The sequence below is a fragment of the Streptomyces sp. FXJ1.172 genome (genome assembly GCF_001636945.3).
Classification (GTDB): Bacteria; Actinomycetota; Actinomycetes; order Streptomycetales; family Streptomycetaceae; genus Streptomyces.
On the sequence record NZ_CP119133.2, the window covers coordinates 7,751,453 to 7,773,266 of the forward strand.

The 21,814-nt window shown below is 72.0% G+C and carries 24 protein-coding genes; 10 read left to right on the forward strand and 14 right to left on the reverse strand.

From position 1 onward, the window contains the following. Positions 1 to 102 precede the first annotated feature (102 nt). Both A6P39_RS34950 and A6P39_RS34955 read right to left on the reverse strand, forming a co-directional pair. Entirely contained in the window at positions 103 to 831 is a 729-nt protein-coding gene (locus A6P39_RS34950) for a type 1 glutamine amidotransferase (RefSeq protein WP_067049688.1), read from the reverse strand. 21 nt (positions 832 to 852) lie between these two features. Beyond that, complete coding sequence (locus A6P39_RS34955) at positions 853 to 2,091, reverse strand: MurT ligase domain-containing protein (RefSeq protein WP_067049691.1); 1,239 nt, start codon at positions 2,089 to 2,091, stop codon at positions 853 to 855. Positions 2,092 to 2,241: 150 nt separating this feature from the next. Here A6P39_RS34955 and def point away from each other — a divergent pair, with 150 nt between their 5' ends. Further along, positions 2,242 to 2,781 (forward strand): peptide deformylase, encoded by a 540-nt coding sequence (gene def, locus A6P39_RS34960; RefSeq protein WP_067049693.1) that lies wholly within the window; start codon positions 2,242 to 2,244, stop codon positions 2,779 to 2,781. Between the two features lie 72 nt (positions 2,782 to 2,853). On the opposite strand, the gene A6P39_RS34965 is transcribed toward def, so the two are convergent. Then, entirely contained in the window at positions 2,854 to 3,498 is a 645-nt protein-coding gene (locus A6P39_RS34965; protein ID WP_067049696.1) for a TetR family transcriptional regulator, read from the reverse strand. A gap of 170 nt (positions 3,499 to 3,668) precedes the next feature. Between A6P39_RS34965 and A6P39_RS34970 the strand changes: the two genes are divergently transcribed. After that, positions 3,669 to 4,895 carry an acyl-CoA dehydrogenase family protein gene (locus A6P39_RS34970; RefSeq protein ID WP_067049699.1) on the forward strand — a complete coding sequence of 409 codons (1,227 nt, stop codon included), beginning with the start codon at positions 3,669 to 3,671 and terminating at the stop codon, positions 4,893 to 4,895. Here A6P39_RS34970 and A6P39_RS34975 read toward each other — a convergent pair. Genes A6P39_RS34975 through A6P39_RS34985 form a run of 3 tightly spaced genes read right to left on the reverse strand, consistent with a single transcriptional unit; the run spans position 4,892 to position 7,719 of the window. Then, positions 4,892 to 5,425: a cupin domain-containing protein gene (locus tag A6P39_RS34975; RefSeq protein ID WP_067049701.1), complete on the reverse strand. Its 534-nt coding sequence runs from the start codon at positions 5,423 to 5,425 to the stop codon at positions 4,892 to 4,894. The two genes, A6P39_RS34970 and A6P39_RS34975, sit on opposite strands and share 4 nt — an antisense overlap. A gap of 7 nt (positions 5,426 to 5,432) precedes the next feature. Next, positions 5,433 to 6,647 carry a cytochrome P450 gene (locus A6P39_RS34980; RefSeq protein ID WP_067049704.1) on the reverse strand — a complete coding sequence of 405 codons (1,215 nt, stop codon included), beginning with the start codon at positions 6,645 to 6,647 and terminating at the stop codon, positions 5,433 to 5,435. A 7-nt stretch (positions 6,648 to 6,654) separates the two neighbouring features. Continuing rightward, positions 6,655 to 7,719: a type III polyketide synthase gene (locus tag A6P39_RS34985; RefSeq protein ID WP_067049707.1), complete on the reverse strand. Its 1,065-nt coding sequence runs from the start codon at positions 7,717 to 7,719 to the stop codon at positions 6,655 to 6,657. A gap of 441 nt (positions 7,720 to 8,160) precedes the next feature. Here A6P39_RS34985 and A6P39_RS45615 point away from each other — a divergent pair, with 441 nt between their 5' ends. Continuing rightward, positions 8,161 to 8,553, forward strand: coding sequence for a hypothetical protein (locus A6P39_RS45615; RefSeq protein ID WP_443053078.1), 393 nt, complete (start codon positions 8,161 to 8,163; stop codon positions 8,551 to 8,553). 5 nt (positions 8,554 to 8,558) lie between these two features. Here the strand turns inward: A6P39_RS45615 and A6P39_RS34990 are convergent, their stop codons facing one another. The 5 genes from A6P39_RS34990 to A6P39_RS35010 all read right to left on the reverse strand — a co-directional run bounded on the left by A6P39_RS34990 (position 8,559) and on the right by A6P39_RS35010 (position 13,282). Next, the gene (locus A6P39_RS34990) at positions 8,559 to 8,792 is read right to left on the reverse strand and encodes a DUF6213 family protein (RefSeq protein ID WP_079133532.1); all 234 of its coding nucleotides are present in this window, start codon (positions 8,790 to 8,792) and stop codon (positions 8,559 to 8,561) included. A gap of 25 nt (positions 8,793 to 8,817) precedes the next feature. Continuing rightward, entirely contained in the window at positions 8,818 to 10,203 is a 1,386-nt protein-coding gene (locus A6P39_RS34995) for an NADP-dependent succinic semialdehyde dehydrogenase (protein ID WP_067049713.1), read from the reverse strand. A 75-nt stretch (positions 10,204 to 10,278) separates the two neighbouring features. Further along, complete coding sequence (locus tag A6P39_RS35000; RefSeq protein WP_067049716.1) at positions 10,279 to 10,752, reverse strand: NUDIX domain-containing protein; 474 nt, start codon at positions 10,750 to 10,752, stop codon at positions 10,279 to 10,281. Next, complete coding sequence (locus A6P39_RS35005) at positions 10,749 to 12,296, reverse strand: ATP-dependent DNA ligase (protein ID WP_067049719.1); 1,548 nt, start codon at positions 12,294 to 12,296, stop codon at positions 10,749 to 10,751. Before A6P39_RS35005 ends, A6P39_RS35000 begins: the two co-directional genes overlap by 4 nt. Before the next feature lie 29 nt (positions 12,297 to 12,325). Beyond that, positions 12,326 to 13,282, reverse strand: coding sequence for an NAD(P)/FAD-dependent oxidoreductase (locus A6P39_RS35010; RefSeq protein ID WP_067049722.1), 957 nt, complete (start codon positions 13,280 to 13,282; stop codon positions 12,326 to 12,328). Between the two features lie 65 nt (positions 13,283 to 13,347). Between A6P39_RS35010 and A6P39_RS35015 the strand changes: the two genes are divergently transcribed. From A6P39_RS35015 to A6P39_RS35040, 6 genes are all read left to right on the forward strand, one after another. Next, positions 13,348 to 13,920 carry a helix-turn-helix domain-containing protein gene (locus A6P39_RS35015; RefSeq protein WP_067049775.1) on the forward strand — a complete coding sequence of 191 codons (573 nt, stop codon included), beginning with the start codon at positions 13,348 to 13,350 and terminating at the stop codon, positions 13,918 to 13,920. A gap of 125 nt (positions 13,921 to 14,045) precedes the next feature. Next, on the forward strand, positions 14,046 to 15,011 hold the full coding sequence (locus A6P39_RS35020; protein WP_067049725.1) for an NADPH:quinone oxidoreductase family protein: 966 nt from the start codon (positions 14,046 to 14,048) through the stop codon (positions 15,009 to 15,011). Further along, positions 15,008 to 16,189 carry an acyl-CoA dehydrogenase family protein gene (locus tag A6P39_RS35025; protein WP_067049728.1) on the forward strand — a complete coding sequence of 394 codons (1,182 nt, stop codon included), beginning with the start codon at positions 15,008 to 15,010 and terminating at the stop codon, positions 16,187 to 16,189. Before A6P39_RS35020 ends, A6P39_RS35025 begins: the two co-directional genes overlap by 4 nt. Further along, on the forward strand, positions 16,186 to 17,259 hold the full coding sequence (locus A6P39_RS35030) for an acyl-CoA dehydrogenase family protein (RefSeq protein WP_067049731.1): 1,074 nt from the start codon (positions 16,186 to 16,188) through the stop codon (positions 17,257 to 17,259). The genes A6P39_RS35025 and A6P39_RS35030 overlap by 4 nt, the downstream gene beginning before the upstream one ends. Positions 17,260 to 17,420: 161 nt before the next feature. Beyond that, positions 17,421 to 18,284 (forward strand): phosphatidylinositol-specific phospholipase C/glycerophosphodiester phosphodiesterase family protein, encoded by an 864-nt coding sequence (locus A6P39_RS35035; RefSeq protein ID WP_067049734.1) that lies wholly within the window; start codon positions 17,421 to 17,423, stop codon positions 18,282 to 18,284. A 103-nt stretch (positions 18,285 to 18,387) separates the two neighbouring features. After that, complete coding sequence (locus A6P39_RS35040) at positions 18,388 to 18,582, forward strand: hypothetical protein (RefSeq protein WP_067049737.1); 195 nt, start codon at positions 18,388 to 18,390, stop codon at positions 18,580 to 18,582. Between the two features lie 12 nt (positions 18,583 to 18,594). On the opposite strand, the gene A6P39_RS35045 is transcribed toward A6P39_RS35040, so the two are convergent. Both A6P39_RS35045 and A6P39_RS35050 read right to left on the reverse strand, forming a co-directional pair. Continuing rightward, entirely contained in the window at positions 18,595 to 19,833 is a 1,239-nt protein-coding gene (locus A6P39_RS35045) for a phosphodiester glycosidase family protein (RefSeq protein ID WP_199840874.1), read from the reverse strand. A gap of 95 nt (positions 19,834 to 19,928) precedes the next feature. After that, the gene (locus A6P39_RS35050; RefSeq protein ID WP_067044718.1) at positions 19,929 to 20,288 is read right to left on the reverse strand and encodes a DUF779 domain-containing protein; all 360 of its coding nucleotides are present in this window, start codon (positions 20,286 to 20,288) and stop codon (positions 19,929 to 19,931) included. Between the two features lie 191 nt (positions 20,289 to 20,479). Here A6P39_RS35050 and A6P39_RS35055 point away from each other — a divergent pair, with 191 nt between their 5' ends. Next, positions 20,480 to 20,968 (forward strand): hypothetical protein, encoded by a 489-nt coding sequence (locus A6P39_RS35055; RefSeq protein ID WP_067044715.1) that lies wholly within the window; start codon positions 20,480 to 20,482, stop codon positions 20,966 to 20,968. Positions 20,969 to 21,046: 78 nt separating this feature from the next. Here A6P39_RS35055 and A6P39_RS35060 read toward each other — a convergent pair whose 3' ends face one another. Beyond that, complete coding sequence (locus A6P39_RS35060; protein ID WP_067044727.1) at positions 21,047 to 21,670, reverse strand: DedA family protein; 624 nt, start codon at positions 21,668 to 21,670, stop codon at positions 21,047 to 21,049. Positions 21,671 to 21,814: the final 144 nt, after the last annotated feature.

The following is a 21,814-nucleotide window of genomic DNA, read 5'->3' on the forward strand; positions in this document are numbered from 1 at the left end:
GCGGGCCCGTCACAAGCCTGCCGGACCACGCTGAAGAATCCCTCGAGCGCTCACGCAGGCCGCTGCGCAACGGTGCTCACGCAGGCCGCTGCGCAACGGTGCTCACGCAGGCTGCTGCGCAGCAGTGATGCGCTCGTTTCGGAGCGCCTCGTACCAGCGGTCGTCGATCGGCGGCAGGGCGTTGACGTCGAGCGCCAGCTTCAGGAGCAGGTCGGCGATCAGCGGGTTGCGGGCGAGGACCGGGCCGTGCATGTACGTGCCGAAGACCGTCCCGTTGTACGCGCCCTCCGTGCCGTCCCCGGTGCCGTTGCCCTTGCCCATGACCACCCGGGCGAAGGGGCGGGCGCCGGGGCCGAGGTGGGTGACGCCCTGGTGGTTCTCGAAGCCGGTCAGCTGGGGCAGACCGAGCTGCGGGTCGATGTCGCCGAGCACGTCACCGACGCACCGCTCGCCCTCGCCGCGCACCGAGACCACGTCGAGCAGGCCGAGGCCGGGCTCGCGCTGGCCGAGGTCGTTGATGAACTCGTGGCCGAGGATCTGGTAGCCGGCGCAGACCGAGAAGACGATCGCGCCGTTCTGCACCGCCCGCTGCAGATGGCCGTCCCGGCGCAGCCGCTCGGCCGCGAGCCGCTGCGGACGGTCCTCGCCGCCGCCGATCAGGTAGATGTCGCCGGAGGTCGGGATCGGCTGGTCGCTGCGCACGTCGAGCCGGGCCACGTCCAGGCCGCGCTGCCGGGCCCGGCGCTCCACGACGAGCGCGTTGCCCTGGTCGCCGTAGGTGCTCAGCAGGTCCGGGTAGATCCACACCAGCCGCAGTTGGTTGTCGCTCATGAGGTGATCGCCCTTCGAAGATCAGTTGCCGACACGGCGGCGCAGGTCCTGGAACGCGGTGTAGTTCGCGATGACCTCGATCCGGCCCGGCGGGCACATCTGCACGGCCTGGTCGAGGTCCTCGCAGACCTGGAAGTGCTGGTTCGCGACCTCCAGACGGACCGCGAGGTCCAGCTTCCGGTCACCGATGACGAAGATAGGGTGACCGGTCAGCTGCGTGTAGTCGACGTCCCACAGCCAGGACGTGTCGGTGCCGTCGGCCCCGCGGGCGTTCACGGACAGGATCACCGGCGTGGGCGGCGGGTCGATCAGGGAGAACGTCTCGAGCCAGCCGGCCGGGTTCTTGGCCAGCAGCAGGCGCAGGTCACGGTTCAGGAACTGCACGACATCGTACCGTCCGGCCACGGCCTGCACCTGGTACATCCGCTCCAGCGCCACCTGCGGCGGCACCCCGAAGACGGCGGCCACGGCGGCGGAGCTGGCCGCGTTCGCCTTGTTGGCGCGGCCCGGCAACTGGAGGTGGATCGGCCAGGCCGACCCGTGCGGGTCCAGCACATGGTCGCCGGACAGCGCCCAGGTCGGCTGGGGCCGGCGGAAGCCGCACTCGCCGCAGTACCACTCCTCGCCCGGGCGCTGCATCACGCCGCCGCAGGACGGGCAGGACCAGGCGTCGTCCTTCCACATCTGTCCCGCCGCGACCCAGATCACATTCGGGGAGGACGAGGCGGCCCACACCACCAGCGGGTCGTCGCAGTTGGCGACGACGACGGCCTTGGAGCCGGCGAGGCCCTCGCGCCAGTTCTCGGCGAGCATCCGGGTCTCCGCGGCGCGGTCGAGCTGGTCGCGGGAGAGGTTGAGCAGGGCGATGCACTTCGGGTCGGTGTCCCGGGCCACTCCGGCCAGGTACTTCTCGTCGACCTCGATGACACCGAACTTGGCGTCGGAGCCGCCCGCGAGCGCGGAGGTGATGCCGGCCGGCATGTTGGCGCCGAGCGCGTTCGACACGACCGGGCCCGCGGCGCGCAGCGCCTCGGCGATGAGCCGGGTGGTCGTGGTCTTGCCGTTGGTGGCGGACACCAGGACGACGTCCAGGTGCTGGGCGAGTCGCGCGAGGAGGTCGGGGTCCAGCTTCAGCGCGACCCGGCCACCGATCACCGACCCGCTGCCGCGTCCTGCGGCCCGCGATGCCGCAGCGACCGCCTTGCCCGCGGTCACGGCCAGCTTGGCCCGCGGCGTGAGCGGGTCCGAGTTGCCTGCCATCAGTTCTCGATCCTCCTTGCGTACGCGCCGCGCCTGGGGCCATCCGGCAACGTGGTGTGGACCTCAGCCTATCGAGATCCATTCGCACACCCGAATCCTGCCCATCCCTGCGCGACGGGCGTGGGTCGAACGAACCGTACCCTTGCGGCCATGCGACACGGTTCCATTCCGGGCGCCCGCGGGCGAGTCCGGCCTCTCACCCTGCACGGCGACGCGGCGCTGCGCGAGTCCTGCCGGGACGTCACGGACTTCGGTCCCGAACTGGCCGACCTCGTGGAGGACTTGTTCGCCACGATGTACGCGGCGCAGGGAGTGGGGTTGGCCGCGAATCAGATCGGGGTGCCTTTGCGGGTGTTCGTCTACGACTGTCCGGATGACGATGATGTGCGGCATCTGGGACATGTGGTGAACCCCCGCCTCGTGGAGCGGGACGGGGTCGTCGTCCGGGGCCCGGAGGGCTGCCTGTCCCTGCCCGGGCTGGAGGCCGGGACGGAGCGCTACGACCATGCGGTGGTCGAGGGCCGCACGGTGACGGGGGAGCCGGTCACCGTGCACGGCACGGGCTTCTTCGCCCGGTGCCTGCAGCACGAGTGCGACCACCTGGAGGGCAAGGTGTACGCCGACCGCCTCGCGGGGTGGCGCAAGCGCAGACTGCTGAGGCAGATCGGCCGGGCCTCATGGAGCGGCTAGGCTCTGTCGTCAAAACCTAGGCCCTGCCGGGCGGACGACGGGACTTCGACGACAGGGCCTGGGCGGGGCCGCCTAGAATCCCGGGCCGCCCATCTTGTCCCCCGCGGCGGCGAGCCGCCCCCACAGCAGATCCGCGAGCGAGCGCACCAACTCGCTCCGGGAGCAGGGGCGTTCCCCCAGCCACCAGTCACCCGCGGCATGCATCATCCCGACGATCCCGTGCCCCCACACCCGCGCGAGCTGCTGGCTCCCGGGCCCGAGGTCGACCCGCTCCTCGATCACCTGGGCCAGCTCCTCGCCCATCCTGCGGAGCAGCGGCGCGCTGTGCTTGCCGACGTCGAAGCCCTGGTCGCCCCCACTGCTCCCCTCGGCGGGGTGCATCAGGAACCGGTACACCTGGGGGCGTGCCTCGATCGCCGCGAGATAGGTGTCCAGCGTGGACTCGACCCGCTCCCGCCGGTCGGCGGGAGCGTCCAGAGCGGCGCGCAGCGAGTCGAGCAGCGCGTCCGTGTGCCGCTTCGCCAGGGCGGCGTATAGGCCTCCCTTGTCGCCGAAGTGGCGGTACAGGATCGGCTTCGTGATCCCGGCCTCCGCCGCGATCGCGTTCATCGACGCCTGCGGGCCGTCGCGCAGCACCACCCGGTCGGCGGCCTCCAGCAGCTCGCGCCGTCGGCGGTCGGCGGACCGCTGCTGCTCGGTCCGCTGTGTGGTGTCCATGTGATCTCCCCACCCGTGCTGATTCGGTGACGCCTGCGCAAACTAACACTGACTGCGCCCCTGACATCGAACGGGATGCCGAGGCGTCCTCGCCGGTTGACTTTTCCTACCCGTCGGTAACAGACTCGGGTTACCGCTAGTAACATCGCACCGCCGCCGCTGGAGGGGACATGGCCGAGTTCACCATGGAGCTGAACGACGAACAGAAGGAAGTCCGGGACTGGCTCCATGGCTTCGCCGCCGACGTGATCCGCCCCGCGGCCGCCGAGTGGGACGAGCGCGAGGAGACTCCCTGGCCGGTGATCCAGGAGGCCGCGAAGGTCGGCATCTACTCCCTCGACTTCTACGCGCAGCAGTACTTCGACGCCACCGGGCTCGGTATCCCGATGGCCATGGAGGAGCTGTTCTGGGGCGACGCGGGCATCGCCCTGTCCATTGTGGGCACCGGCCTCGCCGCCGTGGGCGTACTCGCCAACGGAACCGAGGAGCAGATCGGCACCTGGATCCCGCAGATGTACGGCGACCCGAACGATGTCAAGGTCGCCGCGTTCTGCTCCTCCGAGCCCGACGCCGGCTCCGACGTGGCCTCCATGCGCACACGTGCCGTGTACGACGAGGCCAAGGACGAGTGGGTGATCAACGGCACGAAGACCTGGGCGACCAACGGCGGCATCGCGAACGTCCATGTCGTCGTCGCCAGCGTCGACGCGGAGCTGGGCTCCAAGGGCCACGCCTCCTTCATCGTCCCGCCGGGCACCCCGGGCCTCGCGCAGGGCCAGAAGTTCAAGAAGCACGGCATCCGCGCCTCGCACACCGCCGAGGTCGTCCTCGACAACGTCCGCGTTCCCGGCTCCTGCCTGCTGGGCGGCAAGGAGAAGCTGGACGAGCGGCTGGCCCGGGCGCGGGAGAAGGCCCGGCAGGGCGGTGAGCGCGTCAAGAACGCGGCGATGGCCACGTTCGAGGCGTCCCGCCCGGCGGTCGGCGCCATGGCGGTCGGCACCGCCCGGGCCGCGTACGAGGTCGCCCTCGACTACGCCAGGACCCGGGAGCAGTTCGGCCGGCCCATCATCGACAACCAGGGCGTGGCCTTCCAGCTCGCGGACATGCGGACGCAGGTCGACGCGGCCCGGCTGCTCGTGTGGCGGGCGTCGTGGATGGCGGTCAACGGCAAGCCGTTCACCGCCGCCGAAGGGTCCATGTCCAAGCTCTTCGCCAGCGAGACCGCGAAGAAGGTGACCGCACAGGCGATCCAGATCCTCGGCGGTAACGGCTACACCCGGGAGTACCCGGTCGAGCGCATGCACCGGGACAGCGCGATCTACACGATCTTCGAGGGCACGAGCGAGATCCAGCGGCTGGTGATCGCCCGCACCCTCTCGGGCATGCCCATCCGCTAACGATGCCTGAGCGGCGTCAGCTGCTCGATGTCGTACTTCGCCCTCAGGGCCTCGATCGCTTCCTGGTCGGGTGGGCCGCCGTTGCCCAGGATCTCCAGCAGCTCCTCGAAGTAGCGCTCGTGGTCCGGTGGGGGAGAGGCCTGGAAGAACATCTTCGCCGGGGTGTCCGTCGGGTTAGCGAACGCGTGCGGACATCCCGGTGGTACGACGATCACCGTGCCCGGTGTCGCCCGGACCACCCTGCGGCCCGAACCGGACTCCCACTTCGCCCAGTTGTCGGGTGTGCGGATGCGGGGCTCGAAGGCGAGGACGTCGAGTTCGCCCTCCAGGACGTAGAACAACTCCTCGCTGCGCGTGTGCACATGGGCGCCCACGTCGAAGCCCGGCGGGACCTCCACCTCGAAGGTGGAGGCCATCCGCGAGTGCGTGCCGGTGACCTTGAACGTCACACGCTGGGCCGGTGTCTCGACGACACGGCCGTGGCCCGGCGGCACGTACAGGCCCTCCGTCACTCCCTGCGTCCAGGTCATGGGCGGGTCACCAGGTCACCGGCACGGCTTCGGGACCCCGGATCAGCGCGCCCTTCTTGAAGGGCACCTGCTGCGGCGGCACGGCCAGGCGCAGGCCCGGCACCCGGTCCAGCAGGGTGTCCACCAGCAACTCCTGCTCCAGCCGGGCCAGCTGGCCGCCGGGGCAGTAGTGCGGGCCGAAGCCGAAGGAGACATGGGGGTTGGGACTGCGGGAGAAGTCGATGGTCTCCGGGTCGGGGAAGACCTCCGGGTCGCGGTTGGCGGCCAGGTAGGAGACGTACACCGGATCGCCCGCGCGGATCCGCGTGCCCCGGATCTCCACGTCCGCCATGGCGATGCGGGACAGTCCGACCGCGTTGCGGTGCGGGATGTAGCGCAGGAGTTCGTCGATCGCCCGGGGGCGGATCTCCGGACGCTCGCGCAGCACGTCCACCAGGTCGGGCCGGGTCAGCAGCAGGTAGAACATCTGGCCGCTGTTGTTGGTGACCGCCTCGCCGCCGATCTGCAGGAGGACGGCGAGCCCCACGGCCTCGCCCAGGGTGACCTCGCCGCGGCCCACGGCGGCGCCGAGCAGCGAGGTCACGTCCTCGGCCGTGCTGTTCTCGCGCAGCCCGATCAGGTCGGAGAAGTAGGCGGCCATCTCCCGCTTGGCCTTCTCGCTGACCTCCTTGCCGTGCGAGGAGGACAGGATCCGCTGCGTCCAGGTGTGCATGGTGTGCCGGTCGGCGGCGGGGACACCCATCATCTCGCAGATCACCGCGATCGGGAACGGGCTGAGGATCGTGGCCGTCAGATCGGCGGGCGGGCCGTCCTGGAGGAGTTCGTCGACCAGCTCGTCCAGCATGGTGCGCGCCCGGTCCCGCACCCGCTCCACGCCCTTCGCGGTGAACGCGGCGGCCACCGAGCGGCGCAGCCGCGTGTGGTCGGGCGGATCGAGGAAGCCGACCGCGCCCGGGTCCGGGATGAAGTGCGGGGCCAGCCGGGTGACCGGCTTGTCCATGACGGCCTCGCGGCTGAAGCGGGCGTCGTTGGTCACCATGCGCACGTCGTCGTACCGGGTCACCAGCCATGCCCAGCCCTCGCCGTTGGGCAGCTGGATGCGGGTGACCGGTCCCTCGCGCATCAGCTCTCTCAGCACCGGGTCGAAGTCCGTCCCGGTCAGATCGAGCGCCGGCCAGTGCCGGATCGGGGGCAGTGTCTCGGTGAGCGTCTCTTCCGTCATGCCGTACTCATGCCGTTTCTCGGTCGAAGCCGCGCCAGCGGCCCAGCGCCATTTCCGCGGTGATGCCGGGCCCGAACCCGGCGAGGAGCCCGCGCGCCCGGTGCTCGGCGCCGCCCTCGTCGAACATCCGGCGCAGCGCGTCCAGCACGACGCCGGAGGCGATGTTGCCGTACTCGGTGAGGGTGGCCCGGCTGAACCGGAACGCGTGCGGGTCGACCTGGAGGAACTTGCTCAGGTCGTCGAGGATGCGCGGCCCGCCCGCGTGGACGATGTAGAAGTCCAGGTCGGACGCGTCCCAGCCGTGCATGCCGGCGAGATCCTGCAACGCCGGGGCCAGCGGTTCCATGGTGGCCGGCACCCGCTTGTCGAGCAGGAAGTGGAAGCCGGTCGCCCGGACGTCGTACATGATCCACTCTTCGGTCTTCGGGATCAGGTACGAGCCGTTGCGCTCCAGCTCGATGCCGGTACCGCCCTTGCCGCGGACCACGGCGGCGGCTATGCCGTCACCGAACAGGCCGTTGGACAGCAGCGAGCCGACGCCGAGGTCGGTGGGCTGGTAGCACAGCGAGCAGAACTCGCAGGCCACGATCAGCGCGTTGGCCTCGGGGTAGGCCGCGCAGAAGTCGTGGGCCCGGTTGATCGCCGCGCCGCCGGCCGCACAGCCCAGCTGGGCTATGGGGAGCTGCCGGGTGGTGGAGTCGAAGTCCATCTCGTTGATCAGCCACGCCGTGAGCGAGGGCATCATGAAGCCCGTGCACGAGACGTAGATGATCACGTCGATGTCGGTGGTGAGGAGTTCGGCATCGTCGAGCGCCCGCTGTATCACCGCGGGGACCCTGGCCTTGGCCTCGGCCTCGTAGAGCTTGTTGCGCTCCTCGAAGCCGGGGTGCCGCAGGGTTTCCTCGATGGGCTGCACGATGTGCCGGGTCTTGACGCCGGTGTTCTCGATCAGCCGGAGTGCGAGCGGGAGTTGAGGGTGGTCCGCGTGACGGGAACGCGCCAGCTCCAGCGTCTCCTCCATCGTGATCACGTGTTCCGGAACCGACACTGCCGGTCTGCACAAAGTCGCCATGAACCGTGCCTGCTTTCAGCCTTCCGGAAGGCCTTCGCCCGCCGGTCAGAAGGTGGTTCACCTCAGGAGGTGGTCCACCCACGATCACCCGTCAGGGCGGCGTTCTCTCGCCGGACTACTCCAGACTGGGGACACCGTGCCAGGGTCGGAGGAGAAACCCGCACGTCCGCGCGAGGGAGAGCACCATGACGGCCACGGCCAGGGATCTGCTCGAGACGACCACCGGGGCGCTCGCCCCGGACCCCGCCGCCAACCCCTTCGTCCCGCTCGTCGAGCGCGGCGAGGCGCCTGTGGAGGCCCTGGCCCGGCTCGCCCTGGAACAGCAGTGGGTGATCCCGGCCGACCGCCGCGCCTTCCGGCACCTGGCCCCAGCGCGCCGACCCGGCCGCCGCGGCCTACTTCACGACCCTGGCGACGGGCGAGGAGCTGGCCGCACGGCATCTGACGGCCTTCGCGCGGGCCTGCGGCGTCACCGACGAGCGCTCACGCGCACACGTCCCCCTGGCCGGCTGCCAGGCCTACCCCGCCTACGTCTCCTGGCTGGCCCTCAACGCGTCCCCCACGGACACCGTCCTCGCCCTGACGGCCAACTTCTCGGCCTGGGGTGGCTACTGCGCCCGCATCGCGGCGGGCCTGCGCACCCACTACGGCTTCGAGGACGAGTCCTGCGCGTTCCTCGACTTCTTCGCCGCACCCGCCCCCGACCTGGACGCACAGGCGACGGCGGCGGTACAGGCGGGCCTGGACAGCGGTGCTCTGGACATGGAGACGGCGCACACCTACGGAGCGCTGCTGCAAAGGTACGAGAGCATGTTCTGGGCAGCGCTGAGCTGATCCGGCTACGGCGCCCCGCTGCTGTGCGCGATACAGGCCACGTCGATACGGTCCGCAAGCTTGGCCAGCTCGATGGTCAGCGCGGCGACCGTATCCTCGTCCAGCTCCTGCTCCCCGGCCTCCACCAGCCGCAGCCACCGTCCGCCCACGGTCCGCAGCAACTTACTCACGTCGGCCGCAGCCACCTGCAAGGAGCCGCGGTCGTCGACGATCAGAGGCAGAGTCACTTCGCGGTTCACAAGGGGGATGGTAGCCGCGCAGCGGTCACACCCCCTGCCAAACCGTGGTGATGTTGCAGAACTCCCGGATTCCGTGCCCGGACAGCTCACGCCCGTACCCGGAGCGCTTCGCCCCGCCGAACGGGAACGCCGGATGGGAGGCGGTCATCCCGTTGACGTACACGGAGCCGGCCTCCAGGTCGCGGGCGAACCGCTCCACCTCGTGCTCGTCCCGTGTCCAGACGTTGGAACTCAGCCCGAACGGCGAGTCGTTGGCGATGAGGAGCGCCTCGTCCACGTCGCCGGCCCGGTACAGCGTGGCCACCGGTCCGAACGCCTCCTCCCGGTGGATGCGCATCTGACGGGTGATGCCGGCGAGCACGGTCGGCGGGTAGTACCAGCCCGGCCCCTCCGGCCGCTGCCCGCCGCACAGCACCTCGGCGCCGCCGCGCTTCGCGTCGTCGACCAGCTCTTCCAGGTCCTTGCGGCCCTGTTCGGTGGAGAGCGGCCCGACCTCGGTGTCCTCCTCGAGCGGATCACCGACCTTGAGCGCCCGCATCCCGGCGACGAACTTCTCGGCGAACGCGTCGTAGACGTCGTGGTGCACGATGAACCGTTTCGCGGCGATGCACGACTGCCCGTTGTTCTGCACCCGCGCCGTGACCGCGATCCGGGCGGCCCGGTCCAGGTCGGCGGAGGGCATGACGACGTACGGGTCGCTGCCGCCCAGCTCCAGCACCGTCTTCTTGACCATCTCCCCGGCGGTGGCGGCGACCGCCCGGCCCGCGGGCTCGCTGCCCGTCAGGGTCGCCGCCCTGACCCGTTCGTCGCGCAGGATGCCGTCCACCGCGCCCGCCCCGATCAGCAGCGTCTGGAAGCAGCCCTCCGGGAAGCCCGCCCGGTGGAACAGGTCCTCCAGGTACAGGGCCGTCTGGGGGACGTTGGAGGCGTGTTTGAGGAGGCCCACGTTGCCCGCCATCAGTGCGGGCGCGGCGAACCGTACGACCTGCCAGAGGGGGAAGTTCCACGGCATGACCGCGAGCACCGGGCCGAGCGGCCGGTAGCGCACCCGGACCCGGGACGCCCCGGAGTCCTGTACGTCCGAGGCCGCGGGCTCCTCGTCGGCGAGCAGCCCCTCGGCGCGCTCGGCGTACCAGCGCATCGCCTTCGCGCACTTCGCGGCCTCCGCGCGGGCCTGCTTGACCGGCTTGCCCATCTCGGTGGTCATGACCCGGCCGATCTCCGGCTGGTCCTCGTCCAGCAGGCCGGCGGCCTTGTCCAGCAGCCGGGCGCGGTCGGCGAACGTGGTCGTCCGGTACGTGCGGAACGTGGCCTCGGCGAGCTGGAGCCGGCGTTCCAGCTCCTCCTCGCGCATGGGCTCGTACGTCTTGAGCGTCTCGCCGTTCGCCGGGTTCACCGTCGCGATGGGCATGGCTGACCTCCCTGGGAGCGGGCTTGTCTCGACCTTCGCGCGCGGGCGTGCGGTCCGCAACGCGTGAGGCCCCCTTCAGGCCGTGTGCTCCGCCAGCCGGTCGAGAAACGTGGCCTGCGCCGCGATGATCAGCTCGCGGGCCCGGCCGGCGCCCAGCCACTCCACCCGGTCCAGTTCGGGGAACTCCTGCTCGCGGCCGGAGCGCGGAGGCCATTCCATGGTGAAGCTGCCGGGGGTGAATCCCGTCAGGTCCAGGTCAGCCTCCACCGCCCACGCGGTGACGATCTTGCCGTTCCTCTGCACGACCTCCCCCAGCGGTACGGCCGTCCCGTCGGGCGGCGCCAGCCCCAGTTCCTCCTGGAACTCCCGCCGGGCCGCCTCCCATGCGGGCTCACCGGGTTCGTACTCCCCCTTGGGGACCGTCCACGCCCCGGTGTCCTTCTTCGCCCACAGCGGGCCACCCATATGGCCCAGCAACACCTCAACTCCCTCATCGGTGTGCCGGAACACCAGCAGTCCCGCACTGCGCTTCGTCGTACGCACCGTCACGGTGTGACCTCCGGGTGGGCCGCCAGCAGGGCCTCCACCGTATCGGCCTCCTCGGGGCGTTTGTCCTCGCGATAGCGGACCACGCGGGCGAAGCGCAGGGTGACGCCGGCCGGGTAGCGGGAGGAGCGCTGGAGGCCGTCGTAGGCGATCTCCACGACGAGTTCGGGGCGGACCCGGACCACCCAGCCGTCGCCGGCGTCGTCGTCGACCGCCAGCTCCCGCAGCCGCTTGGTCTGCCAGGCGAGCATCACGTCGGTCATGCCCTTGAAGGTCTTGCCCAGCATGGCGAAGCCGCCGTCGGCGGTGCGGGCGCCGAGATGGAGGTTGGAGAGCTTGCCCGCGCGGCGGCCGTGGCCCCACTCGGCGGCCAGCACCACCAGGTCGAGGGTGTGCACGGGCTTGACCTTGAGCCAGGCGGCGCCGCGCCGGCCCGCGCCGTAGGGGGCGTCCAGCGCCTTCACGACCACGCCCTCGTGGCCGCGGGCCAGGGTGTCGGCGAGGAACCGTTCCGCCTCGGGGATGTCCTCGGGCCCGGCGACAGCCGTACGGCGCACCCGCATCGGCTCGGGCACCAGCCGGGCCAGCTCCGCGTGCCGCTCGGCGAACGGCAGGTCGAGCAGGTCGCGGCCGTCGACCGACAGGGCGTCGAAGAAGACGGGGGAGACCGGGACCTGTCCGGCCGCCTTCGCCACGTCCGTGCGGGAGCCGACCCGGCCCGCGGTCTCCTGGAAGGAGCGGGGACGGCCGTCGTCGCCGAAGGAGATCACCTCGCCGTCCAGGACGAACCGCGTGCCCGCCAACTCCCGTGCCGCCGACGTGACTTCAGGCAGCCGGTCGGTGATGTCGTCCAGGGTGCGGGTGTGCACCCGGATCGTGTCGCCGTCCCGGTGGACCTGCACCCGGATGCCGTCCAGCTTCTCCTCCACCGCGCAGGCGCCCAGCTTCCGCACGGCCTCGGCGACCGAGGAAGCGCTCTGCGCCAGCATCGGCAGCACCGGACGGCCGACGGTGAGCCGGAACCCGTCCAGCGCCCCGGGGCCCTCGGCCAGCAGCGCCTGGGCGACCGTCTGCAAGGACCCCGCGAGCATCACCGCCCGCCGCACGGCGGCCGGGTCGGCGCCGGTCGCCTGCGCGAGGCCCTCCACCGCGACCGCGTCCAGCGCACCCTGGCGGACCTCGCCCGTGAGCAGCCCGCGCAGGAAGTGCTGCTCGTCCGCGGTGGCCGCGCCCATCAGCTCGCCCACGATCCGGGCCCGCTCCGCCTGCGCGCCCGCACCGGAGACCTTGCCCAGTGCGGCGAGCCGGGCGTCGGTCTCCCGGACCGTGAGCGTCGGCTCGGCGGCCGGCGGCACCGGGCGGCCCAGCACCTTCCAGCCGACGCCGAGCCGGCCCTGCGGCGGCCGCCCGGCCAGATACGGGATGACGACCGGCACGTCGTCCGCCGCCGCGTCCCGGAACAGCTCCGCGAGCAGCGCCGTCTTGCGGGACCGCGCAGCCGTGGCGGCCACCTCTCGGGACACCTGGGCGAGCCGGGCGAGGAGCATGCACCCATGGTGCACCGGCGGCCGGGCGGCTACACGCGCACCGCGGCGTCGAGGTCGGCGAAGAGCAGCTCCCCGTTGATCGCGGCCCCCGCCCGGTAGCCGCGGCTCGCCGCGTTGATCACCTGTTCGGCGAAGCCGCCCGCGTTGCCCGCCGCCCAGAGGCCGGGCACGGTGGTCAGGCCGCGCTCGTCGGTCACCGGGTAGCTGCCGAACGGCGTCTCGCGCAGCTCGGCGCCCAGCTTCACCAGCAGGTCGTTCTGCGGAACGGCCCGCGGGGCGGCGTAGAGCACCTCGCGGTCGTGGACCGTGCCGTCCGCCAGCCGGACCCCGGTGAGCCGGTCGCCGTCGACGACGAGTCCTTCGACCTTCCCGGGTACGGTCTCGACCCCGGCGGCGGCCAGCCGGCGCAGGTCGTCGTCCGTCAGCTCCGACTCGCTCACCTCGTGGAGGAACAACCGCACGTCCCCGGACCACTGGGTGACCATCAGCGCCTGGTGCACGCTCAGCGGGGAGGTCGCGAGCACCCCGGTCGGCAGGTCGCGGACCTCCCAGCCGTGGCAGTACGGGCAGTGCACCACGTCCCGGCCGAACCGCGCGGCCAGCCCCGGGACCTCGGGCAGCTCGTCCTTCAGCCCCGTCGCGATCACCAGCTGCCGGGCCCGTACCGTCCGCCCGCCGGCGAGCCGTGCCGTGAAGCCCTCGCCGTCCCCGTCCGCGTCCACCACCCGCTCCCGGACCAGCTCCACGCCGTACCGGGCGATCTCCTCGCGGCCGACCGCCAGGAACTCGGCGGGGGACATGCCGTCCCGGGACAGATAGCCCTGCAGGTGCGCGCTCGGTGCGTTGCGCGGCTCGCCCGCGTCGACGACCAGCGTGCGGCGCCGGGCCCGGCCGAGGACCAGGGCGGCGGACAGCCCGGCGGCGCCGCCTCCGACGACGATCACTTCGTACCGGTTCTTCTCGGTGTTCTCGGTGTTCTCGGTCATGGCACGACCGTCGCTCCACGGATGCGGGATTGACAAACATCTTTGCCGATCCTGCAATGGGGACCATGAGCACGGACGACGTACTGGCGGAAGTGGGCGCCCGGCTGCGGCGCATCCGCAAGGAGCGGGAGGTGACGCTGGCCGCGCTGTCGGAGGCGACCGGGATCTCCGTGAGCACCCTGTCCCGGCTGGAGTCCGGTCTGCGCAAGCCCAGCTTGGAACTGCTGCTGCCGATCGCCCAGGCGCATCAGGTGCCGCTGGACGAACTGGTCGGCGCGCCGCCGGTGGGGGACCCGCGGGTGCGGTCCGAGCCGATCGTGCGGGGCGGGCGCACCCATTGGCCGCTGACCCGCCAGCCCGGCGGCCTCCAGGCCTTCAAGGTGCTGGAACCGCAGCGGAAGCAGGAGCCGGATCCCCGCACCCACGAGGGGTACGAGTGGCTGTACGTGCTCTCGGGGCGGCTGCGGCTGGTCCTCGGCGAGCACGACGTGGTGCTGTCGGCGGGGGAGGCCGCCGAGTTCGACACGCGGGTGCCGCACTGGTTCGGTTCGACGGGGGAGGGCCCGGTGGAGTTCCTCAGCCTGTTCGGTCCGCAGGGGGAGCGGATGCACGTACGGGCGCGGCCGGCACGGAAGTGACCCGCCGGCACGGAAGTGACCCGGCCGGCGGGGAAGTGACACGGCCGACTGTTCCCTGATCGGCAAGCGACCGCTTAGTATGCCGTCGAACCCGGTCCGACGAAGCAGTCGCGTGGAGGCCCCGCATGCAGGCATGGCAAGTGCACGAGAACGGCGAGCCGAGCGAGGTGATGCGGCTGGCGGAGGTGGAGCGGCCCACACCCGGCGACGGCCAGGTGCTGCTGCGCGTGCGCGCCGCCAACATCAACTTCCCGGACGCCCTGCTGTGCCGGGGGCAGTACCAGGTACGGCCGCCCCTGCCGTTCACGCCCGGCGTGGAGATCTGCGCCGAGACCGAGGACGGCCGCCGGGTGATCGCCAACCCCGTACTGCCGTACGGCGGCTTCGCCGAGTACGCGCTCGCCGACGCCCGCGCGCTGCTGCCCGCGCCCGACGCGCTGGACGACGCCGAGGCCGCCGCGCTGCACATCGGCTACCAGACCGGCTGGTTCGGCCTGCACCGCCGGGCGCACCTGGAGTCGGGGGAGACCCTGCTCGTGCACGCCGCCGCCGGCGGGGTCGGCAGCGCCGCCGTCCAGCTGGGCAAGGCGGCCGGCGCCACCGTGATCGGTGTCGTCGGCGGCGCGGACAAGGCCGCCGTGGCCCGCGAACTGGGCTGTGACGTGGTCGTCGACCGTCGCAGCGAGGATGTGATCGCGGCCGTGAAGGAAGCCACGGGCGGCCGGGGCGCGGACGTCGTCTACGACCCCGTCGGCGGCGAGGCCTACGCCCAGTCCGCCAAGCTCGTCGCCTTCGAGGGCCGGATCGTCGTCGTCGGCTTCGCGAGCGGCACCATCCCGAGCCCGGCCCTCAACCACGCGCTGGTGAAGAACTACTCGATCCTCGGCCTGCACTGGGGCCTGTACGCGACCAAGAACCCGAAGCTCATCCTGCGCTGTCACGAGGAACTGACCGAACTGGCCGCCCGGGGCGCGATCAAGCCGCTGGTGAGCGAGCGGGTTCCGCTGCGTGGGGCCGCCGTGGCCGTGCAGAAGGTGGCGGACGGCCGGTCCACCGGCCGGATCGCCGTGGTGATGGAGGCAGCAGCATGACCGACGCCGACGAACTGGTCCGTCGCACACGGGAGTTGCTCACTCAGCACCCGGTCGCGAGCACCGACCGCCTGGAGTTCCTGCGGGCCCGCTTCGACGCCGGCCTCGCCTGGGTGCACTACCCGGAGGGCCTCGGGGGGCTGGGCGCGCCCCGCCACCTGCAAAGTGCCGTGGACGCCGAGCTGGAGGCGGCCGGCGCCCCCGACAACGACGCGCGCCGCAACGGCATCGGGCTGGGCATGGCCGCGCCGACCATCCTCAAGTACGGCACGCAGGAGCAGAAGCAGCGCTATCTGCGGCCGCTGTGGACGGGGGAGGAGGTCTGGTGCCAGCTGTTCAGCGAGCCCGGCGCCGGCTCCGACCTCGCCGCGCTCGGCACCCGCGCGGTCCGCGAGGGCGAGGACTGGGTGGTCAACGGGCAGAAGGTGTGGACGTCCGGCGCGCACAACGCCCGCTGGGCCATCCTCATCGCCCGCACCGACCCGGACGTGCCCAAGCACGCGGGCATCACGTACTTCCTCTGCGACATGACCGACCCGGGCGTCGAGGTCCGGCCGCTGCGCCAGATCACCGGCGAGGCCGAGTTCAACGAGGTCTTCCTCACCGACGTCCGCATCCCCGACACCCGCCGCCTCGGCGAGATCGGCGACGGCTGGCGCGTCGCGCAGACCACGCTCAACAACGAGCGCGTCGCCATCGGCGGCATGCGGCTGCCCCGCGAGGGCGGCATGATCGGCCCGGTGGCGAAGACCTGGCGCGAGCGGCCCGAGCTGCGCACCCACGACCTGCATCAGCGGCTGCTCAAGCTGTGGGTCGAGGCCGAGGTCTCCCGCCTCACCGCCGAGCGCCTGCGCCAGCAGCTCGTCGCCGGACAGCCCGGCCCCGAGGGCGCCGGCATGAAGCTCGCCTTCGCCCGCCTCAACCAGGAGATCAGCGGCCTGGAGGTGGAACTGCGCGGCGAGGAAGGCCTGTTGTACGACGACTGGACCCTGCGCCGGCCCGAGCTGGTCGACTTCACCGGACGTGACGCCGGCTACCGCTATCTGCGGGCCAAGGGCAACAGCATCGAGGGCGGGACCAGCGAGGTCCTGCTGAACATCGTCGCCGAGCGCGTCCTCGGCCTGCCCGCCGAGCCGCGCACCGACAAGGACGTCGCATGGAAGGACCTGGCCCGATGACAGATCTTCTCTACTCCGAGGAGGAGGAGGCGCTGCGGGCCGCCGTACGGGACCTGCTCACCGACCACTGCGCCCCGGCCGACGTCATCGCCCGCACCGAGTCGGGTGCCCCGCACGACCTCGCCCTGTGGAAGCTGCTCGCCGACGGCATGGGCCTGGCCGGCCTGCTGGTGCCCGAGGCGCAGGGCGGCCAGGGCGCCTCGCACCGCGAAGTCGCCGTCGTCCTCGAGGAGCTGGGCCGGGCGGTCGCCCCCGTGCCCTACCTCACCAGCGCGGTCGTGGCCACCGAGGCCCTGCTGGCCTGCGGCGACGGGGAACTGCTGGGCCGTCTGGCCTCCGGGCGCACGATCGGCGCCCTCGCGGTGGGGCTGCACACGGCACCGGGCGCCGCCGTCAGGACCGTACGGTTCGAGAACGGCACCCTGCACGGCGAGCTGGCCGGCATCGCCGACGCCGCTGCGGCCGACGTCCTGCTCGTCCCGGCCGACGACGGCGGCCTGTACGCCGTCACCGCCGACGCCGTGACCATCACCCCGCAGGTCTCCCTGGACCTGACCCGGCCGCTGGCGACGGTACGGCTGGACGGTGCGCCCGGCCGGCGCATCGGCGATGCAGAGCCCGCGGTGCGCCGCGCCCTGCGTGCCGGTGCCGGACTGCTCACCTCCGAGCAACTGGGCGTCGCCGACTGGGCGTTGACCGAGACGGTGCGCTATCTGAAGGAGCGCAAGCAGTTCAACCGCCCGGTCGGCGGCTTCCAGGCGCTCAAGCACCGGCTCGCCCAGCTCTGGCTGGAGACGGTCAACCTCCGGGCCGCGGCCCGCGCCGCCGCCGACGCCCTCGCCTCCGGCGAGGACGCGGAGATCCAGGTCGCCGTCGCACAGGCGTATGCGGCGCCGGTCGCCGTCCACGCCACGGAGGAGGCGCTGCAGTTGCACGGCGGGATCGGCATGACCTGGGAGCATCCGATCCACCTGTACCTGAAGCGGGCCAAGGCGGACTCGATCGCGTACGGCACGGCGGGAGCGCATCGCTCGGCGCTGGCCGAACTGGTCGATCTCCAGGCACCCTGACGTACCCCGTGTGAAGCCCGCCCCACCTGGGGCGGGCTTGTCCGTGCCCCTGCTCCGGAGAAGTGAACAACGCGCCAACTCCCCGGGATGCAGGACCCGTTGGGTGGTGAGGGCACGCATACTCTCCCCGGTCCCATCCGGTACCTCAAGGGAGGCAGAGCATGGCCCTCACCACCCGACGCAGAGCCCTCACCACCCTCGGCGCCGTCCTCGCCGGCGCGGTCGCCCTGCCCGCGTCGCAGGCCTGGGCGGACGGCGGCCGGCCCGGCCCGCACCCGCTGTGGAACGCGCACGCCCACAACGACTACGAGCATCCGCACCCCCTGTTCGACGCGCTCGGCCACCGATTCAACAGCGTCGAGGCCGACATCTTCCTCGTCGGCGACCAGCTCCTCATCGGCCACGACAGCTCCGAGCTGGACCCGACCCGCACCCTCGAGTCCCTCTACCTCGACCCGCTGGCGAGGATCGTGCGGGCCAACCACGGCTCGGTGTACCGGGGTTGGCGTCGGCCGCTGCAGCTCCTCATCGACATCAAGACCGAGGGCTCCTCGACGTACCTGGAACTCGACCGCCATCTGCGCCGCTACCCGCACCTGTTCACCCGGTACGACCGCGGCCGCATCCACCGCGGACCCGTCAGTGCCGTCATCTCCGGCGACCGTGCGGCCCGGATCCCCATGGAGGCGCAGGATGAGCGCCGCGCCTTCTACGACGGCCGGCTCACCGACCTCGGCACCAGCGCCCCCGCCTCCTTCATCTCGCTGATCAGCGACAACTGGACCCAGAACTTCACCTGGACGGGAGCGGGCACCTTCCCGGACGCCGAGCGGCAGAAGCTGTGCGGCATCACCGGCGCCGCGCACGCGCACGGGCAGCTGGTGCGGTTCTGGGCCACCCCGGACGCCGCGGGCCCGGCCCGCGACGCCCTGTGGACGGAGCTGCTCGTCGCCGGCGTCGACTACCTCAACACCGACGACCTGGCCGGCCTGCAGGCCTTCCTCGACGGCCACCCCGCGGCGTAAGACCACACGTTTGGGGGACACGTCAGCCGCCCGGACGAACCCTCCGCTACGCCACACTTGCGGCCGAAACGCCATTCAAGGGGCGTGGCGGAGGAGGTTCCCGATGGCCGTTTCCATCTCTGTGGTGCTGTTGCTCCTGATCCTGGCCGTGATCTTCATGCGCAACTGCGCGCTGAAGTTCTCCCACGCCCTGGTCTGTGTGCTGCTCGGCTTCTTCCTGGCCGGCTCGAGCATGGCGCCCACCATCCACAGCGGGCTCACCGCAACCGCCGACCTGGTCAGCGGCCTGCAGCCCTGAGCCGTGGGCCGCTCACGGGGCCGAGAAGACGCCGATGCCGTCCGCGACGGGGCGTTCGGCACCGGCGCTCGGATGATTGCGGACCGTCACCGCGCTCGCGCCCGCGTCCCGGGTGACCAGCTCCGTCGAGCCGCCGCCGTCGAGATTGAACGCGTCGGACGCGCCCAGCGAGCGCATGGTGGCCGCCTCCTCGGCCACCGTCATACCGGTGCGGTAAGCGGCGGCCCCGTCCAGCGCCAGGACCAGCATCTGCCGTCCGCCGCCCTTGAAGCCCACGGCCGTGCGCACCGCCGAGGCGGCGTCGTCCAGCCCCGGCAGCGCCTTGCCGCCCCGCAGCACCGGGAAGCCGCCGATCGCGAACGCGTACGGCACCCCGGAGGAGGCCGCCACCAGGGTGTGCGTCACGGTCACCTCGTCCCCCACCGAGAGCTTGCGCAGCTGCCGCGCGCCCTCCTCACGGCCCACCAGGACGGTGGTGTCCGCCGCGATCGCCCCGCTGCCCGGGGTGCCGGCGGCGGAGGCGACCCGGCCGTGCCGCACGGTCACCTCGTAGGTGTCGGTGCTGCACGGCGCCGAGCGCTGGGTGTCGGTGCCGCAGACGGCGCGCTTGCGGGAGGCGCTGCCCCACCGCGAGGTGAAGGCGCCGACGGAGTTCTCCGGCAGCGCGTACTGGTTGAGGCCCTTCAGCGGGAGCCGGCCCTCGGGTGTGCCTACGGTGCCGACGAGGGAGAGCCGGTCCAGCCGGGCCCGCCGGTCCGTGCCGACGCCGAAGACCGCCCGCGTGCTCGTCCCCGGCGGCAGTGCCGGTCCGAACCGCTGGCCGTCCGGCACCGCCGCCTTGAGCACGCGCCCGTCCGCGACCGCCGGTCCGACGCTAGCGCCGGTGGCCTCCACACCCGGGTGCTGGGTCTCGGTGATGTCGAAGAAGTCACCGTTGATCCCCGCCACCGCCCCGGACGCGTCCGCCATCCGGGAGACCGTGGCCCGGGCCGCCACCACGCCCGGGTACAGCAGGTCCACACGGACGTGTGGATTGCCCAGGTCGACCGTGAGCAGATGGACGTGCGCCGGCCCCGCGGCCGCGTCGACGTCGAACTGCCGGTAGGTGACGCCCGGTGCGATGCGCTTGCCCTCCGGAACGGCGCCGGCCGGTGCCGCCCCCGCCAGGGCCGCACCGGCCAGCACACCGAACGCCGTGACCGCCGTGAGAACCGCTCTGCCCGCTGTCGTACGCCTGCGACGTCTTGTCACTGCGCCCCCTGATGCCTCGTCAACTGTCCCTGCGTTGCTTCGTGTTCCGTGGCTCCCAGGGGCAGTGGACCAGACGGCGGGGGACGGCGGGCCGACTACGCGTCGACTACGCGAGAACGGGTGAGAAATCGCACCCCCTCGGGTGCCTCCAGTGAGAACCCACTGCCCCGTCCGGGTACGACGTCCACGATCAGCCGGGTGTGGCTCCACACCTGGTACTGGCTGCGGGACATCCAGAAGGTGACGGGCTCCGCCACGCCCTCCACCGCCAGCTCCGCCAGCAGTACGTCCGAACCGCCGGTGCGGAACTCGCCGTCCGGATAGCACATGGGCGCGCTGCCGTCACAGCAGCCGCCGGACTGGTGGAACATCAGCGGACCGTGCTCGGCACGCAGCCGCCGCACCAGTTCCGCGGCCTGCGGGGTGAGTTCGACGCGGGGGACTTCCTCTTCCATGGTCACCGTCCTTCGGAGCCGGGGCGCAGGGCGCTGGACCCGATCCAGTCTCACGGATCGTCACAGGCCAGTCCAGAAGTCGGCGTTCCGTCCGCGAGGCCGGGGATTCCGGAGGCGGGAGCGGCCCGAGCGGCCCGAGCGGCCGGCTGTGGGGCCTGAGAGGACTTGAGAGGGCCTGAGAGGATACGTGCATGTGTGCTCTCTTCGGCCGGCCCGAGCCGCGTCATGTGCTCGCGGGCGAATACCCGCTCTGGGACGAGGCGCTGGCGGCCGTCAACCGGGACCTGGCGTCGACCGTCCCCGAGCAGCGACCCCTGTGCCTGATGGCCCACTCGGAGTCCGCGGGCCTGGACGAGTACGTCTTCGTGGCCCTCGCCGACGGCGAAGCGCACGGCAACTGTCTGATGCCGGAGGAATCTGCCGGCGAGACCCTGCTGGCCGTCGCCGACGCCGCCCAGGAGACGGTGACCGAGCGCCTGTGGCGGGTGTGGCCGGTCTGCACCGTCCACGACCTCGGCATGCACCCACGGGACGTCGACGGGCGGCCGTCCTGGTGGTGCGCCGGCGGCTCCCGGAAGGGCGACCCGGCCCATGTCCGGGCCGCGATCGGTGAACTGGACACCCTCCACCGCCCCCGGCGCCCGAACCGCAAGCGCCGCAAGGGCGGCACCCCACGGTGAGACACGACGCCCCGGGGCCGGGCTCGGTCTGCGCCGCCGCAGCCGGAATCCGACACGGCTCGGCCTCCCGGTGGAGCGCTACCGCTCCCGCCTCGCCCGCCACGCCTCGATCAGCAACGGCAGTACCGACACCACGACGACCACGCCGACCAGTGGCAGCAGATAGTCGTCGATGTGCGGGACGGACGTCCCGAGGCTGTAGCCGGCGAGGACGAGTGTCTGCGACCACAGCACCGCACCCACGGTCTGCCACAGCGTGAACGTGCGTACGGGCACTCCGAGCACCCCGGCCACGGGGTGCAGGACCGTCCGCACCAGCGGCACGAACCGCCCGATCACCAGTGCCTTGCCGTAGCCATAACGTGCCAGCAGCTCCTCGGCCCGCGCTGCCGCCGCCTCCACCCGCCGGCTGGAGGTGTGCGCCAGCAGCGCCCGTCCGCCGTGCCGCCCGATCAGGTACCCGGCCTGTCCCCCGGCCACCGCCCCGACGGCCGCGCACACCAGCACCTGCCACAGGGCCAGCCGGGGCGGCTGGTGTGCTGTGCCGGCACACAGCACACCGGCCGGGAACAACAGCGTGTCACCGGGCAGGACGAAGCCCACCACGAGCAGGCCGGACTCCGCGAAGATCACCACCAGGACGCCGATCGCACCGAAGGCGGCCAGCACCGAGGCGCTGTTCAACGGGTCGACGGCGATCACCGGGGTGCGCCTCCTGACCTCTTCGCGGAGCTGCTCGCTCACCAGCATCACCCGCCCGGCGCGAATCCGCCCTGCTTCCTGGCCGCGCGGTATTCAGAGGCCCGTTCCGAACGCAGGGCCGGGTGGATGCCGGTGACGCGCGTG

Coding starts and splice junctions, on each gene's coding strand:
- A6P39_RS34985 (WP_067049707.1), bottom strand. CDS start 7,719: ATGGCGACTTTGTGCAGACCGGCAGTGTCGGTTCCGGAACACGTGATC.
- A6P39_RS35015 (WP_067049775.1), top strand. CDS start 13,348: ATGAGCACGGACGACGTACTGGCGGAAGTGGGCGCCCGGCTGCGGCGC.
- A6P39_RS34975 (WP_067049701.1), bottom strand. CDS start 5,425: ATGACCTGGACGCAGGGAGTGACGGAGGGCCTGTACGTGCCGCCGGGC.
- A6P39_RS35035 (WP_067049734.1), top strand. CDS start 17,421: ATGGCCCTCACCACCCGACGCAGAGCCCTCACCACCCTCGGCGCCGTC.
- A6P39_RS34965 (WP_067049696.1), bottom strand. CDS start 3,498: ATGGACACCACACAGCGGACCGAGCAGCAGCGGTCCGCCGACCGCCGA.
- A6P39_RS35020 (WP_067049725.1), top strand. CDS start 14,046: ATGCAGGCATGGCAAGTGCACGAGAACGGCGAGCCGAGCGAGGTGATG.
- A6P39_RS34950 (WP_067049688.1), bottom strand. CDS start 831: ATGAGCGACAACCAACTGCGGCTGGTGTGGATCTACCCGGACCTGCTG.
- A6P39_RS35005 (WP_067049719.1), bottom strand. CDS start 12,296: ATGCTCCTCGCCCGGCTCGCCCAGGTGTCCCGAGAGGTGGCCGCCACG.
- A6P39_RS35010 (WP_067049722.1), bottom strand. CDS start 13,282: ATGACCGAGAACACCGAGAACACCGAGAAGAACCGGTACGAAGTGATC.
- A6P39_RS35055 (WP_067044715.1), top strand. CDS start 20,480: ATGTGTGCTCTCTTCGGCCGGCCCGAGCCGCGTCATGTGCTCGCGGGC.
- A6P39_RS34980 (WP_067049704.1), bottom strand. CDS start 6,647: ATGACGGAAGAGACGCTCACCGAGACACTGCCCCCGATCCGGCACTGG.
- A6P39_RS34970 (WP_067049699.1), top strand. CDS start 3,669: ATGGCCGAGTTCACCATGGAGCTGAACGACGAACAGAAGGAAGTCCGG.
- A6P39_RS35025 (WP_067049728.1), top strand. CDS start 15,008: ATGACCGACGCCGACGAACTGGTCCGTCGCACACGGGAGTTGCTCACT.
- A6P39_RS34955 (WP_067049691.1), bottom strand. CDS start 2,091: ATGGCAGGCAACTCGGACCCGCTCACGCCGCGGGCCAAGCTGGCCGTG.
- A6P39_RS35030 (WP_067049731.1), top strand. CDS start 16,186: ATGACAGATCTTCTCTACTCCGAGGAGGAGGAGGCGCTGCGGGCCGCC.
- A6P39_RS34995 (WP_067049713.1), bottom strand. CDS start 10,203: ATGCCCATCGCGACGGTGAACCCGGCGAACGGCGAGACGCTCAAGACG.
- A6P39_RS35050 (WP_067044718.1), bottom strand. CDS start 20,288: ATGGAAGAGGAAGTCCCCCGCGTCGAACTCACCCCGCAGGCCGCGGAA.
- A6P39_RS35040 (WP_067049737.1), top strand. CDS start 18,388: ATGGCCGTTTCCATCTCTGTGGTGCTGTTGCTCCTGATCCTGGCCGTG.
- def (WP_067049693.1), top strand. CDS start 2,242: ATGCGACACGGTTCCATTCCGGGCGCCCGCGGGCGAGTCCGGCCTCTC.